Annotated in this window: 12 protein-coding genes; 3 read left to right on the forward strand and 9 right to left on the reverse strand. The window is 73.8% G+C overall.

Annotation, left to right across the window (positions count from 1 at the left end; all coding sequences use genetic code 11):
- The 7 genes from FHX74_RS08780 to FHX74_RS08810 form a co-directional block, all read right to left on the reverse strand.
- The gene (locus FHX74_RS08780) at positions 1-414 is read right to left on the reverse strand and encodes an NUDIX domain-containing protein (RefSeq protein WP_182559662.1); all 414 of its coding nucleotides are present in this window, start codon (positions 412-414) and stop codon (positions 1-3) included.
- A gap of 20 nt (positions 415-434) precedes the next feature.
- Positions 435-1601 (reverse strand): EAL domain-containing protein, encoded by a 1167-nt coding sequence (locus FHX74_RS08785; protein WP_182559663.1) that lies wholly within the window; start codon positions 1599-1601, stop codon positions 435-437.
- 99 nt (positions 1602-1700) lie between these two features.
- Complete coding sequence (locus tag FHX74_RS08790; RefSeq protein ID WP_182559664.1) at positions 1701-3572, reverse strand: glycoside hydrolase family 15 protein; 1872 nt, start codon at positions 3570-3572, stop codon at positions 1701-1703.
- A gap of 57 nt (positions 3573-3629) precedes the next feature.
- Positions 3630-4835 (reverse strand): beta-1,3-glucanase family protein, encoded by a 1206-nt coding sequence (locus FHX74_RS08795; protein WP_182559665.1) that lies wholly within the window; start codon positions 4833-4835, stop codon positions 3630-3632.
- A 251-nt stretch (positions 4836-5086) separates the two neighbouring features.
- The gene (locus FHX74_RS08800; RefSeq protein ID WP_182559666.1) at positions 5087-5476 is read right to left on the reverse strand and encodes a hypothetical protein; all 390 of its coding nucleotides are present in this window, start codon (positions 5474-5476) and stop codon (positions 5087-5089) included.
- The gene (locus tag FHX74_RS08805; protein WP_182559667.1) at positions 5476-6624 is read right to left on the reverse strand and encodes a serine hydrolase domain-containing protein; all 1149 of its coding nucleotides are present in this window, start codon (positions 6622-6624) and stop codon (positions 5476-5478) included. The genes FHX74_RS08800 and FHX74_RS08805 overlap by 1 nt, the downstream gene beginning before the upstream one ends.
- 128 nt (positions 6625-6752) lie before the next feature.
- Positions 6753-7271, reverse strand: coding sequence for a helix-turn-helix domain-containing protein (locus FHX74_RS08810; RefSeq protein WP_182559668.1), 519 nt, complete (start codon positions 7269-7271; stop codon positions 6753-6755).
- A 214-nt stretch (positions 7272-7485) separates the two neighbouring features.
- Between FHX74_RS08810 and FHX74_RS08815 the strand changes: the two genes are divergently transcribed.
- The gene (locus FHX74_RS08815; protein WP_182559669.1) at positions 7486-9144 is read left to right on the forward strand and encodes an APC family permease; all 1659 of its coding nucleotides are present in this window, start codon (positions 7486-7488) and stop codon (positions 9142-9144) included.
- Positions 9145-9437: 293 nt separating this feature from the next.
- On the opposite strand, the gene FHX74_RS08820 is transcribed toward FHX74_RS08815, so the two are convergent.
- Together FHX74_RS08820 and FHX74_RS08825 are read right to left on the reverse strand one after the other, a co-directional pair.
- Positions 9438-10310 carry an SDR family NAD(P)-dependent oxidoreductase gene (locus tag FHX74_RS08820; RefSeq protein ID WP_182559670.1) on the reverse strand — a complete coding sequence of 291 codons (873 nt, stop codon included), beginning with the start codon at positions 10308-10310 and terminating at the stop codon, positions 9438-9440.
- On the reverse strand, positions 10307-11848 hold the full coding sequence (locus tag FHX74_RS08825) for a flavin-containing monooxygenase (protein ID WP_182559671.1): 1542 nt from the start codon (positions 11846-11848) through the stop codon (positions 10307-10309). The genes FHX74_RS08820 and FHX74_RS08825 overlap by 4 nt, the downstream gene beginning before the upstream one ends.
- A 59-nt stretch (positions 11849-11907) precedes the next feature.
- On the opposite strand from FHX74_RS08825, the gene FHX74_RS08830 reads away from it, so the two are divergent.
- Together FHX74_RS08830 and FHX74_RS08835 are read left to right on the forward strand one after the other, a co-directional pair.
- On the forward strand, positions 11908-13152 hold the full coding sequence (locus tag FHX74_RS08830) for an MFS transporter (RefSeq protein WP_182559672.1): 1245 nt from the start codon (positions 11908-11910) through the stop codon (positions 13150-13152).
- A complete protein-coding gene (locus FHX74_RS08835; protein ID WP_182559673.1) occupies positions 13149-14036 on the forward strand; it encodes an aldo/keto reductase in 888 nt (295 codons plus the stop codon). Before FHX74_RS08830 ends, FHX74_RS08835 begins: the two co-directional genes overlap by 4 nt.
- The last annotated feature ends 54 nt before the right edge of the window (positions 14037-14090 follow it).

A 14090-nucleotide genomic window follows, 5' to 3' on the forward strand; every position in this document is an offset into this window, starting at 1 on the left:
TCAGACGCTGAGCAGCCGGCGGACGGCCTCGACCGCGGCGGCGTCGCTGTCCAGCCAGTCGACGCTGTCGAGGTCGGCGGCGTCGAGCCGGCGGAGCGCGTCGTGCGACCCGTCGCGCGGCGCAGGTTGGTCGTCGGTCACGGCCAGGAACAGCCGGAGCAGGTGCCGGGGCCCGATCGGCCAGCCGCCGCCGTCCGCGGCCACCACCTCGGCGCCGATCCGGACCGCGGTGAGCCCGAGCTCCTCGGCGAGCTCGCGGGCCAGCGCAGCCTGCGGGGTCTCGCCCTCCTCCTGCTTGCCGCCGGGGAACTCCCAGCGCCCGGCCAGCGCCGGCGGGCGGGTGCGGCGGGCGGCCAGCACCGTGCGCGGCCGGTCGAGGTCGTCGGTCAGCACCGCACCCACCACCGTGATCACGACCGGGAAGGCTAGCGAGGTCAGGCGGCGGAGCGGAGCAGCAGGCTGCGGGCGGCGTGCGCGGCCAGGTCGCGGTCGTAGCTGAGCACCCAGTCGAACGCGCGGTCGCGGTCACGGAGCACCAGGTTCTTGCGGTCGCGGGCGGCGAGCAGCGCGGTGCCTGCCGGCCCGAGCACCAGCAGGATCCACTCGTCGATCAGGGTGTCGCCCCGCTCGATGCCGATCACCAGCTCCGACGGCGCCTCGCGGAGTCCGCGGGCCGCCATCACCGTCTGGACGTCGTTCTGCCGCAGCCGAGCGAACCGGGCCGCGGTGGTGCGGCCGACGTTGCGCGCGTGCTGGAAGGCGGCCAGCACCATCGTGGTGGCGCCCGAGGTCATCGCGGTGTGCTCGAGGTGGCGGCTGAGGTCGACCAGCATCGGCTTGGTGCTGAGTCGATGGTCGTGCCGACGGGCGGCGAGCTCGTAGATGCCCACCCCGGGATCCAGCCGCGGGGGCGGCACGAACAACCCGATCGAGCTGTCCAGGTCGGCCGGCAGCGGGGCCATCGTCGGACGGGCGGCCCCGCCCACGGCGAGCGTCGCCCCGATTCGGACCGCGGTGGACCGTCGCTCCGGCGTGTCCACCCCGGTGGCCAGCACCGCGGCGCCGTTGGCCTGGGTGACCGCCGTGATCATGGTCAGCGTCTCGATCAGCAGCTCCGCCCCCGGTCCGGGAGCGAGCAGCCCGGCGTCGAGCATGATCACGCCCGGCTCGACCACCGTCACCGCGGGCAGCGAGCGCGGTGTCCGTCCGACCCCGGCCAGCCCGACCTCCCAGCCGCGGTCGCGGACGTCGGCGATCGCCCGCAGCGCGGTGGCCGGGCGAACGAGCACCGCGTCGGCGTCGACGGCCACCACCAGCGCCCGACGGCTCAGCCCGTCGGCGGGGGGCAGATCGGCCAGCCGTTCGAGCGGCAGCTCGAAGATCAGCGGGACGTCGATCACGCCCAGCTCGAGCCGGATGGTGCGGAGCACGGTCATGATCCGGCCGACGTCGAGCTGCCGCTCCGGGGTGGTGTCGTGCAGCTCGATGGCCACCGGACGGCTGTCGCCCAGGGCGATCACCGGGTTCACGCCCACGCCGAACAGTCGGCGTCGCAGCAGGGTCGCCACCCCGTCGAGGTCGAACGCCGCCCCGCGGATCACTTCCCTACCGTAGCCCCGACCCGGGCATCGTGCCTCGTCAGTGCGGATTCCTCCCAGGAAGGCGGCTCCGGGACGGTCGACGGCGACCGGTCCGACGGGTCAGGCGAGCTTGCGGTCCAGGTTGGTCGCCGCGCTGATCAACGCCAGGTGGGTGAAGGCCTGCGGGAAGTTGCCGAGCTGCTCCCCGGTCATCCCGATCTGCTCGGCGTACAGGCCGAGGTGGTTGGCGTAGGTGAACATCTTCTCCAGTGCGAGCTGCGCCTCGTCCAGCCGGCCGACCCGGGTCAGCGCCTCGACGTACCAGAAGGAACAGAGCGAGAAGGTCCCCTCGAGCTCGTCGTCGTCGAGCCCGTCGGGGGTCTCCTGCGGGTCGTAGCGGAAGACCAGCGAGTCGCTGACCAACCGGTCCTCGATCGCCCGGAGCGTCGAGACGAAGCGGGGATCGTTGGGCGCGACGAACTTGAGCATCGGCATCAGCAGGACCCCGGCGTCGAGGCTGTCGCCGCCCTCGCGGGCCACGAACGCGCAAAGGTCGGGGTTCCAGCAGTCGTCCATCACCCGCCGGTAGATCCGGTCGCGTACCTCGGTCCAGTGACTCAGGTCGCCGGGGAGGCCGCGCTGCCGGGCGATCCTGATCATGCGTTCGACCGCCACCCAGCACATCAGCCGCGAGACGGTGTGCGGCTGCGGGTCGCCGCGGATCTCCCACATGCCGGCGTCGGGCGCGTCCCAGTGCTCCATCAGCCACTCGAGCGCGCGCGTCAGGTCGTTCCAGGCGTCCGCGCTGATCCCGGGCCCGTACTTGTTGAACAGGTAGACCGAGTCGATCAGCTCGCCGTAGATGTCGAGCTGCAGCTGGTCGACGGCGGCGTTGCCGACCCGCACCGGGCGGGAGCCGGCGTAGCCGCGCAGGTGGTCGAGCGCGTGCTCACCGTCGGGGGCGTTGCCGTCGATGTCGTAGAGCACCCGCAGCGGACCGAGGTCGCCGTCGGCCTTGGGGTCCTGGCCGATCCGCTCCGACAGCCAGGTCATGAACGCGCCGGCCTCGTCGGTGAACCCGAGGTGGAGCAGGGCGTAGAGCGTGAACGCGGCGTCGCGGATCCACACGTAGCGGTAGTCCCAGTTGCGGTTGCCGCCGATCACCTCGGGCAGGCTGGTGGTCGGCGCCGCGATCACCGCGCCGGTCGGCTCGTGGGTGAGCAGCTTGAGGGTGAGCGCCGAGCGCTGGACGGTCTCGCGCCAGCGCCCGGTGTAGGTCGACTGCGCCAGCCAGCTCCGCCAGAACCGCGAGGTGGCGTCGAAGAGCTCGTGGGTGTCGTCGGGGTCGCAGGCGGCCACCGGCTGGTCCTCGTCGAGCACCTCGAGCACGAACAGGGCGCTCTCGCCCTCGGAGAGCGCGAAGTCGGCGGTGACGTCGCCGTCGGTGGTCTGCAGCGGGACGGTGGCGCTCAGCCCGAGCCGCACGGACGTCGTGCCGATCAGCACGCCGTCGTCGGTCTGCTCGGTCTCGGGGTGCTCGTGCCCGTAGCCGGGGCGGGCCGCGACCACCGTCCGCAGCGCGGTCTTGCCGCGGACCCCGACCACCCGGCGGACCAGCCGCTGGCGGTGCTCGGTGTCGTGCGGCCTGAGCACCGGCATGAAGTCGTGGACCTCGGCCACGCCCTCGGCGGTCAGGAACCGGGTGATCAGGATCGCCGAGTCCGGGAAGTAGAACTGCTGGGTGCGGTCCGGGTCGTCCCGGGTGCTGAGCCGCCAGGCGCCACCACGCTCGTCGTCGAGCAGGGCGGCGAACACGCTGGGGGCGTCGAACCGGCGTGCGCAGAACCAGTCGATGGTCCCGTCGCTGCCCACCAGGGCCGCGGTTCGCAAGTCGCCGATCAGCCCGTGGTCCGCGATCGGCAGCGGGACGTCGCGGGCCGGGCGGCTGCCGCCCGGCCGGTCGTGCCCGTCCGGTGCGTCGTCTGCTGCCACCCCCCGAGGCTAGTGGGCCGGCCCAGGGCCGGACCCGCCGGTCAGCCCCCGGTGGCGTCAGCCCACGGTGATCGTCAGCAGCGTCGGCTTGGGGGCCACCACCCGGCCCTCGGCGTTGAAGCCGCCGCCGTGGACGTCGTCGTAGGGGAACGCGTACCCGGCGCCGCCGGCGGTGTTGGCGTGCACGAGCCGGGCGTAGTGGTTGGTCCGGGCGGTCCGGTAGAAGCGGCCGGCGGTGACGTCGGGCTGCCGCGCGTTGGCCAGCAGGGTGGTGCGGTTGAGCGCGGCGGCGAGCCGGGCGCTGACGTTGCCCATCGCGTCGTTGCTGGTGGCGAACGGCGCGGTGCTGCAGTTGAACACCGCCGCGCTGCTCGGCCGGCGGAAGCTGCCCACCCCGCGGAACCGGAGCAGCCCGTCGGCCCCGACTCGGCCGGTCACCCGGCCCCAGGCCGACTGGGTGTCGATCACCAGGTCGTGGCTGCGGTAGTGCCGCCAGACCTGCGCGATGTAGGGGTCGAGATAGCCGGCCAGCGGATCGGGGCCGCCGACCGCGGCCAGGTTGGGGCTGAGCACGCGCAGCGGCCGGCCGCGCTCGGTCACCACCAGTCGGCCCCAGCCGCTGCCCTCGCGCGACCCCTGGCGGCGCAGCCCGGCGGCGATCCGGGCGAGCCCGTCGCGACGCAGACCGCCGACGGTCTGGGTGCCGCCCGGGGTGCGGAGCCGCAACCCGATCGGCAGCCCGACGAAGTCGACGAAGCTGATGTTGGCGTACAACCCGAACCGGTCGAGGCTGAGCTCGCAGAAGCCCCAGTCGAGGGACCGGTTGGGGTCGGAGGGGTTGGTCACCGAGGGGGTGGCGACCCCGCCGCCCGGGTTGACGAAGAACTGCAGCGGTCGGTCGACCGAGAACGAGATCCGCCCGCTGTCCATCGGGGGCACGACGATCCGGCGGGGTCGGCCCGCGGCGGCGAGCTTGATCGCCACCGAGCGTCCGAGCGGGGTCATCGGGGCGGCGTCACGGTCGGCGAAGATCTTCGTCCGGCCGTCGGCGGCCAGGAAGAACCAGCGGCCGCTGGCCCGGTCGATCCCGGAGACCACGGCGTAGACGGTCTTCCCGCGACGGCGGTGGACCAGGTCGACCGGGAGCCTGCGGACGGCGGCGGCGGCGCTGGGGAGACCGAGCGCGGTCCCGCCGACGGCGGTGGCCGACAGCAGCGCGGCGGACGACAGGGCGGAGGACAGCAGGGTGCGGCGGGTGATCACGGTGGGGCTCCTTGATCGGGATCCCGGCCACCTGGGCGGCCTCGGAGGACGCCGGTGCGGTGGGGGATCGAGGCAGGGGAGGTGGGTGGCGGCGGTGCCGGGTGGTCGTTCCGCGGCCGGGCCCCGAGCCGGTCCTCCCCCGAGGAGCGTGAACGCCCCGAGCCTACGTCGCCACCCTCCCGGCGAGGCAAGCCCGCTGTCTGCGGATCAAGATCGCGATGAACGGCGGGTGAGAGCACCCCGGGAACCGCTCAGGCGAGGACCATGATCACCGCGGCACCGACGGCCAGGTGCACCCCGGCCGCGACCACACCGCCGACCCGGCCGGAACGTCCGCGGGACGGGCGGTCGGCGCGGCGCGGCGCGAGCCAGGGCAGTCGTCGCCAGCGGAGCACGAGCCCGGCCACCCCGATGCCGAACAGGGCGGCGGCGACGGCCCAGCCGGTGATCGCCGCGCCGGGCGGGGGCGCGAGCGCCCGGACCACCGCCAGCAGGACGGCGGCGTCGAGAGCGACCAGTGCCCCGGCCAGTCGCGAGCGGGTGCCGTGCCGCGGCGACCAGGCCCGGACCAGCAGGGCGGTGAGCTGGGCCGCGGCGACCGCCCAGAGGATGATCATGATCAACAGACCGACGGTGTCCATCAGCGGCGTCCTCCCAGATCGGCGAGCAGGGCGAAACCCCGCTCGGTGACGTCGACGGCGCTGGCGGACAGCACGACCACGGCGGTGCCCGACCGGCGGTCGGCCCCGAGGAACGAGCTGAAGCCGCCGGTGCCGCCGTTGTGCCAGAGCACCAGGGACGCGGGGTCGACCGGGGACGGCGAGGTCAGCCAGGCCCAGCCGATCCGCGCCCGCCCCTGGAACGGCCGGGTCGGCGTCATCGCGGCGGCCCCGGGGAGGTCGCCGGTGAGCGCGCCGCGGGCCAGCCGGGCCATGTCGGCGATGTCGGACCGGACCCCGCCGGCCGGGGTGAGGGCCGGGCCCAGCCAGGGACCCGAGCGGCGTCCGGACGCGGTCTCGCCGAGCAGGTCGCGCCGCGTCAGCTCGTCCGTCGACACCGGCACCAGCGTGTCCCGCATCCCGGCCGGCCCGAGGATCCACTCGCGCAGCAGCGCGGGGTAGGGACGGCCGGCGGTGGCGGCCAGGGCCGCGCCGAGCAGGCCGAAGCCGGCGTTGCTGTAGGTCCCGGGCGGCGCGGTGAGCGGGGTGCGCTCGGCCGAGCTGATCAGGTCGGCGACCGTGGTCTCGTGCGGGTTGGTCGCGGTCAGCGTGCCCCACCAGGCCCGACCGATCGAGGCGCCCGTGGTCAGCGTCCGCGGGAGCCCGGAGGTGTGGCTGGCCAGCTGCCCGAGGGTGACCGCGGCCAGGCGACCGGTGACGCCGGGGAGCCGGTCGCCGAGCCGGTCGTCCGGGGCGACCACGCCGCGGGCGATCAGGTCGGCGAACAGCAGACCGGTCAGCGGCTTGCTGATCGAGCCGATCTCGAACCGGTCGTCGGCGTCGGCACCGATGACGGTGGTGCGGGTGCGGTCGCGGGTCACCCAGGCCACGGCCAGTGCGGGTCGGTCGGCGCCGATCACCCGGCGGGCCGTGCCGGCCAGCTCGGCGTCGCCGGTCTGCCGGTCGGGCAGCCGACCGGGAGCCGGCCAGGCCGCGGCGCCGAGGCCGAGGCCGCCGGCCGCGCCGAGACCGACGGCGGTCAGCAGGGTGCGGCGCCGGACCCGGGGTGCGGCCGGTTCGGGCGGGGGTGCTGGGGGCGCGGGGGTTGCTTCGGGATGCGGTGTTGACACGGAGCTCCTCCTTCGCAGGGCAGGGTCGGGCGCGTCGTGATCACCGGAGGGTGATCACGAACGTCGATGAGCAGGTGTGTGGCGGTCGGGACAGGCGGTCGGGACAGGTGACCGTCAGGCGGCCGGGGTCAGAGGGCGGCGGCGAGCACGGTGAGCAGCGGGACCACCCGTTCGGGGGGAACCCGCAGCCGTCCCCGTCCGGCGGCGCTGAGCCAGCCGGCCGCGGTCAGCGCCCGGACGTGGTGGTAGACCTGCCCGGTCGTCCCCATCCCGTCGAGCTCGGCGAGCGCGGCGGCCGTACGGTGCCCGCGGAGCACCGCGAGCAGCAGCCGCAGCCGCACCGGGTGCCCGAGCGCGGCCAACCGCTCGGTGACCAGCTCGCGGCTGTCGTCGTCGAGACCCAGCAGGTCGTCGGTGGCGCGCCCGTACTGCCACTCGACGGGGCCGTCGTCGGTGCGGACCGCGCCGGCGAAGGTGACCGCTCCCGCGGACCCCTCGGGCAGCCGGGCGCGCAACCCCTCGAGGATCCAGAACATGCCCTGATCGAGCGTGGGCTCGGTCGGTGCGGGGTCGGCGGGACCGGCCAGGCCGAGGGCCTGTTCGACGGCGGCCACCCGTCGTTCCAGCTCCTCGTACCGGTTGGTCATGTTTCAAGAGTACGTAGTTACGTAACTACGGTCAAGGGCGATTCCGGTTGGCTGGCTGAGCCGGGGCTGAGCGTGACGTTTCCTCGCCGTGTCGATGGCCCTCGACCCCTTCTCGGGCGGACACGACAGGTCTAGCGTCAGCACGCCGGTCGCCGCGGTGCGGACCAGCGGTCCGATGCCGCGTCGCGTCCACCCGCCTGTCTCAGGAGGTCCGATGACCCAACTCGCCTCGCCGGCCGCGCCGGGCCAGACCCACGCGCTCAAGCGCTCGGTCGGCTTCTGGGGGCTCACCTTCGTCTCGCTCGGGTCGATCATCGGCTCGGGCTGGCTGCTCGGCGCGCTGACCGCCGCCGGGATCGCCGGCGGCGGCGGATCGCTGGTCTCCTGGGTGCTGGCGGCGATCATGCTGATGGTGCTGGCGCTGATCCACGCCGATCTCGGCGCCGCCTATCCGGTGGCCGGGGGCACCAGCCGCTACCCGCACTACGCGTTCGGCGGGTTCGCCGGGTTCACCGCCGGCTGGACCACCTATCTCCAGGCGGTGGCGATCGCGCCGCTCGAGGTGGAGGCCTCGCTCAGCTACGTCAACTCGATCGGGTCGGTGAGCAAGACCTTCCCGCTGGTGAACAGCGACGGCACCCTGACCCTGCAGGGCATCGTCATCGGTCTGCTGGCCATGGTGCTGTTCTGCTTCATCAACCTCGGCGGGGCCAAGTGGCTGTCGGACAGCAACACCGGCATCGTGCTGTGGAAGCTGTTCGTCCCGGTGCTGACCATCGTCACCCTGCTGCTGATCGACTTCCACCCGGGCAACTTCACCGCCAACGGCGGGTTCGCGCCCTTCGGCTTCCACGGGATCTTCGCCGCGTTGCCCGCCGGCGTGGTCTTCGCCCTCCAGGGCTTCGAGCAGGCGACCCAGATGGCCGGCGAGTCGGTCAACCCGCAGAAGCACGTGGCCCGCGCGATCATCCTCGCCATGGTGATCGGGGCGATCGTCTACATCGGTCTGGAGATCGCCTTCGTCGGCGCGCTGAACCCGGGCCAGCTACTCAAGAACGGCTGGGCGCACCCGATCGGCGCCGGCGACTACGGCCCCTACTACACGCTGGCCATCCAGTCCGGCGTCGCCTGGCTGGCGGTCATCCTGATCATCGACGCGATCATCTCGCCCGGAGGCACCGGTTTGATCTACGTCGGCACCACCGCCCGGATCTCCTACGCGCTGGGCCTGCCGGACGCGCTGACCAAGGTGTCCAGGCGGGGTGTGCCGGTCTGGTCGATCATCGTGGCCACGATCTTCGGGATGCTCTTCCTCGCCCCGGCCCCGAGCTGGCAGCAGCTGGTGTCGGTGATCACCGGTGCGACCGCGATCATGTACGCGTTCGCCCCGATCGCGCTCGGCGCCCTGCTCAAGAACGACCCCGAGCGACAACGGCCCTACCGGGTGCCGGCACCGAAAGTGATGCTGCCGCTGGGCTTCTGCTTCGCCAACCTGATCATCTACTGGGGCGGATTCGCGGCCACCTGGAAGCTGGTGCTCGGGTTGCTGATCGGGCAGATCATCTTCGTGATCGCCAGTGCGGCGCGGGCCAAGAACGTCGACGCGTCGCACGCCCGTTGGCAGTTCGCCGCCTGGTTCTGGCCGTGGCAGATCGGTCTGGTCGTGCTGGGCTGGGTCGGCAACTACGGCGACGGGGCGCTCAAGCTGCTCCCCGACGACTGGGACGCGGTGATCGTCGCGGTGTTCGCGCTGGTCATCTACTTCGTGGCGACCTCGCTCGGCCAGAGCCGTGAGCGTGCCGAGGCCTCGGTCTCGGAGGACCTCTCGGACGAGGAGATGGCCGGGCTGCGTTCGCCCGCCGGCTTCGCCTGATCGCCCTTCGACAGGCTCAGGGCACCGTGGTGGGGTCCGAACCCAGGGCACCGTGATCGAGCTCGTGCCCTGAGCCGCCCCACCCGTGCCCTGAGCCGCCCACCGTGCCCTGAGCCGCCCACCCGTGCCCTGAGCCTGTCGAAGGGCAGGGAAGCGTGGCCCTGAGCCGCCCCACCCGCGCCCTGAGCCTGTCGAAGGGCGGGGGGAACGTGGCCCTGGGCCGCCCACCCGTGCCCTGAGCCGCCCCACCCGTGCCCTGAGCCGCCCACCCGTGCCCTGAGCCTGTCGAAGGGCTAGCCGGCGTCGAGGGCGCGCGCGCCGCGCCGGCCGAGCCGGTTGAGCACCGCCGGGAACAGCGCGGGGGCGACCCGGGAGAGCAGGGCGATCAGCCGGGCGTCGGAACCGATCAGCAGCGTGCGACGGCGTCGCTGCGCGGCGTCGAGGATCAGCGCCGCGGCCCGCTCGGGCGGGAAGCGCAGCGCCGAGCGGTCGAACCGGGCGACGGCCGCCCGGGCCTCTGGGGTGTCGATCGCCGAGGCCAGCCGGGCGTTCCGGGCGATGCCGGTGGCGATGCCGCCGGGGAACACGGTGGTCACGCCCACCCCGACCTCGGCCAGCTCGTGGGTCAGCGACTCGCTGAACCCGCGCAGACCGAACTTGCTGGTGGCGTAGGCGGACTGGCCGTACGGCCCGATCAGGCCGAAGACGCTCGAGGTGTTGACCACGTGCGCGTTCTGGTTGGTCACCAGCGAGGGGAGCAGCCCACGGACGATGGTGATCGGGGAGCGCAGGTTGATCTCGATCAACCAGTCGAACTCCTCGGCCGAGAGCTCGTCGAACCGACCGGCCAGCGCGGCGCCGGCGTTGTTGAACACCAGGTTGAGCCCCGGGTGCCGTTCGCGGACGGCCTCGACCAGGGCCCGGCACTCGCGCGGCCGCGACAGGTCGACGCTCTGCTCGTCGACCTCGATCCCCGGGCGAGCACGGCGGATCGCGCCGGCCACCCGGGCCAGCCCGTCGGTGTCCCGGTCGGCCAGCACCAGCGCGCAGCCGCGGTCGGCCAGCCCGCGGGCGAGGTGCTCGCCCATCCCGCCGGCCGCGCCGGTGACCAGGGCCGTCGACCCGGCCCAGCGGAGCGGGGGCAGCCCGGACCGGTTGGCGGTCATCGCGCGGCCCCGACCGGTCGACGGGTGGTCGCGGGACGGCTCGGGCGTCCGAAGACGAGGTCGGTGCGCAACCGGCCGTGGCCGAGGGTGAGCGACTCGACCGCGTAGCTCTGCCGGACCCGCCAGGGCCCGCGGTCACCGGTGCTCGGCAACGCGTCGCGGGCGCGGAGCAGGTAGCCGGCGGTGAGCGGCATCAGCGGCTGTCGGCGGACGCTGCTCGGCGGGACGGCGGTGACCGTGCGGTAGCCCTTCCTGATCATGAAGCGGAGCAGCCGGCACAGGTGCCGGGCGAGCAGGTCCGAGCGCAGCGTCCAGGAGGCGTTGACGTAGCCGATGACCGCCACCAGGTTCGGCACCCCGGCGACCAGCCCGGCCCGGTGCAGCAACGACTCCGAGGCGGTCACCTCGCGGCCGTCCACCCGGACGCTGGTGCCGCCGAGCAGCTGGACCGCGAGACCGGTCGCGGTGATGATCACGTCGGCCGGGACGAGCTCGCCCGACCCGAGCCGGACGCCGTCGCGCTCCCACCGCGCGACCCGGTCCGTCCGCATGGCCAGCCGGCCCTCGCGGACCGCGGCGAACAGCTCGCCGTCGACGGTGGCGCAGACGCGCTGGTCCCAGACGTCGTAACGCGGGGTGAAGTGCGCGGCGACGACGTCGGCGGGCAGCTGCCGGGCGATCACCGCGCCGACCATCCGGTTGGCCAGCTGCGGGCGCCAGCGCGACAGCCGCCAGATCTGCCCGAGCCGGCCGACGTTGCGGGTCCGGATCAGCCGGTGGGCCGTCGCGGGCGGGAGCCGGCGCCGCCACCGGTCGGCGAACGGGTCGCGGCGGCCGAGCGGGACGACCCAGCTGGGCGAGCGCTGCACCATCGTCACACTGCCCCCGGTCCGGGCGGTCCGGTCGGCCAGCACCGGCGCGATGGTCACCGCGGTGGCGCCCGAGCCGATGATCACCACCCGCTTGCCGTCGAGGTCGAGGTCCGCGGGCCAGAACTGCGGGTGGACGACGGTGCCGGCGAAGTCCTCCTCGCCCTCGAACCGCGGTCGGTGCCCGTGGTCGTAGGCGTAGTAGCCGGTGCCGAAGACCACGAACCGCGCGGTCCGGACGTCCTCGCCGCCGTCGGCCCGGCGCACGGTGAGGGACCAGCACTGGTCGGCGCTCGACCAGTCCGCGGCCAGCACCCGGGTGCGGTAGGTGATCAGCCGCTCGAGGTCGAGGTCGGCTGCGGTCCGACACAGGTAGTCGAGGATCTCGGCGCCGTCGGCGACCGCGTTCGGGTTGCGCCACGGCCGGAACGGATAGCTCAGGGTGAAGGCGTCGGAGTCGGAGCGCACCCCGGGATAGCGGAACAGGTCCCAGGTGCCGCCGAGGTCGGCGCGCGCCTCGAGGATCGCCACGTCGATCCGGGGCAGCCGGTCCCGCAGCCGGGCGGCCACCCCCAGCCCGGTCAGCCCGGCGCCGACGACGACCACGTCGTGGTCGGGTGAGCCGGCCGGTCGCCGCGGTGCGTCCGTCGTCCCGTGCTGCGTCGCCACCCCGCCAGTCTGTCCCCACCGCCGCAGGGACCGGCAGCGGGATGTGGTCGACTGGCGCGGTGCCGAGCCCGCCCGTCGACCGACCCGACGGGACCGACGGCGGCGGCGCCGCGGCCCGGCTGCCCGCCGCGGTGGCGCTGCCCGGCGTCCTGCTGCTCGCGCTCAACCTGCGGATCGTGGTCGGCAGCCTCGGTGTGCTGCTCCCGCAGGTGCGCGCCGACCTGGACATGTCGACCACGGTGGCCGGGGTGCTGACCACGGTGCCGGTGCTCTGCTTCGCGCTCTTCGGGTTCGCCGCCAACGCGGTCGCCGGCCGGATCGGGCTGCACCGGACGGCCGGCCTGGCCATGCTCGCGCTGACCGCGGGGCTGCTGCTGCGGCCGGCCCTCGGCTCCGCCTGGCCGTTCGTGCTGGTGACCGCGCTGGCCACCGCGGGTGCCGCGCTGGGCAACGTGATCCTGCCCGGGCTGACCCGCCGGCACTTCCCGGACCGGATCCGCGGGGTCAGCGCGCTTTACGGCGCGTTCCTGGTCGGCGGGGCGACCCTGGCCTCGGCGACCACCGTCCCGCTGGCCGGGCTGCTCGGCGGGTGGCGGCCGGGGCTGCGGATCTGGGCCGTGGTCAGCGGGGCCGCGCTGGTGGTCTGGCTGCTGCTCAGCATCCGCGACCGGCCGGCGCCCGGGGCGAGCCGCGGGACCCCGCTGCGGACGCTGGCCCGCTCCCGGCTGGCCTGGACCCTCGCGCTGCTCTTCGCGGTGCAGTCGGCCACCGCCTACGCCCAGTTCGGCTGGTACCCGGCGATCCTCGTCGACGGCGGGCTCGACCCGGGCGAGGCGGCGCTGATGCTGGCCATCGTCACGGGGGTCTCGGTGCCGCTGACCCTCGCCCTCCCTGCGTTGATCCGGTGGTCCGGGGATCGGGTGCTGCTGCCGATCGGGTTCGGCGTGGTCACCGCGCTCGGCTGGCTCGGGGTGCTGCTGGCGCCGACCATCCTGCCGTGGCTGTCGGCGCTGCTGCTCGGCGCCGGGTCGACGGTGTTCACCTGGGTGCTCGCCGTGCTCGGCCAGCGGTCCCGGACCACCGAGGGCACCGTCGCGCTCTCCGGATTCGTCCAGTCGATCGGCTATCTGATCGCCTCGGTGGGGCCGTTCGGCGTCGGGCTGCTGCACGAGCTGACCGGTGCCTGGACGGTCCCGCTGGGGGTGCTGCTCGGGCTCGCGGTGCTGATCGGGGTGCTCGGGTCGCTGGCCGCCCGACACCGCTATGTCGAGGACGAACTGGTGGGAGCACAATGGCCGACATGACCGCGCAGATCCCGACCCGGCCCTTCGGGCGCACCGGGCACGACAGCACCCGGGTGATCTTCGGCGCCGCCGCTCTCGGCGCCGTCACCCAGGACGAGGCCGACCAGACGCTCGACCTGGTCCGGCAGCACGGCATCAACCACCTCGACGTCGCGCACTCCTACGGCGACGCCGAGGAGCGGATGGGGCCCTTCGTCGCCGAGCACCGCGACGAGTTCTTCCTGGCCACCAAGACCGGCGAGCGGACGGCCGAGGCGGCCTGGGCCGAGATCAACCAGTCGCTCGAGCGGCTGCGGACCGACCACCTCGACCTGATCCAGCTGCACAACCTGGTCGACGAGCAGGAGTGGCAGACCGCTTTCGCCAAGGGCGGGGCGCTCGAGGCCGCCGTCCGGGCCAAGGACGAGGGGCTGGTGGCCAACATCGGCGTCACCGGGCACGGCGTGACCGTGGCCCGGCAGCACCTGCGGTCGCTGGCCGAGTACGACTTCGCCTCGGTGCTGCTGCCCTACAACTTCCCGATGACCCGCAACGCCGCCTACATCGCCGACTTCGAGGAGCTGTCGGCGCTGTGCGCGGAGCGCGGGGTGGCGATGCAGACCATCAAGTCGATCACCCGCGCGCCGTGGGACGAGGCGCTCGCCGACTCCGACAAGTTCGCCAGCACCTGGTACGAGCCGCTGCGCGACCCGTCGGCGATCGAGACCGCGGTGGCCTGGGTGCTCGGGCGCGAGGGCGTCTTCCTCAACACCGTCGGTGACATCCACATCCTGCCGCTGGTGATCGCCGCGGCCGAGAAGGCCAGCGAGCACCCCGGCCGGCCCGACGACGAGGCGATGGGCGAGCTCGAGCGCGCCTGGGAGATGGCCCCGCTCTTCGTCTGAGCCACCTGCAGGTTCTCCAGACCAGGGGCCGCACGAAACCGCGGCTCGACCGGG

The sequence above is a fragment of the Microlunatus kandeliicorticis genome (assembly GCF_014137855.1).
Classification (GTDB): domain Bacteria; phylum Actinomycetota; class Actinomycetes; order Propionibacteriales; family Propionibacteriaceae; genus Microlunatus; species Microlunatus kandeliicorticis.

Excerpts from the sequence above, each read along its gene's own strand:
- FHX74_RS08810 (WP_182559668.1), bottom strand. The coding sequence starts at position 7,271 with ATGACCAACCGGTACGAGGAGCTGGAACGACGGGTGGCCGCCGTCGAA.
- FHX74_RS08835 (WP_182559673.1), top strand. The coding sequence starts at position 13,149 with ATGACCGCGCAGATCCCGACCCGGCCCTTCGGGCGCACCGGGCACGAC.
- FHX74_RS08815 (WP_182559669.1), top strand. The coding sequence starts at position 7,486 with ATGACCCAACTCGCCTCGCCGGCCGCGCCGGGCCAGACCCACGCGCTC.
- FHX74_RS08800 (WP_182559666.1), bottom strand. The coding sequence starts at position 5,476 with ATGGACACCGTCGGTCTGTTGATCATGATCATCCTCTGGGCGGTCGCC.
- FHX74_RS08820 (WP_182559670.1), bottom strand. The coding sequence starts at position 10,310 with ATGACCGCCAACCGGTCCGGGCTGCCCCCGCTCCGCTGGGCCGGGTCG.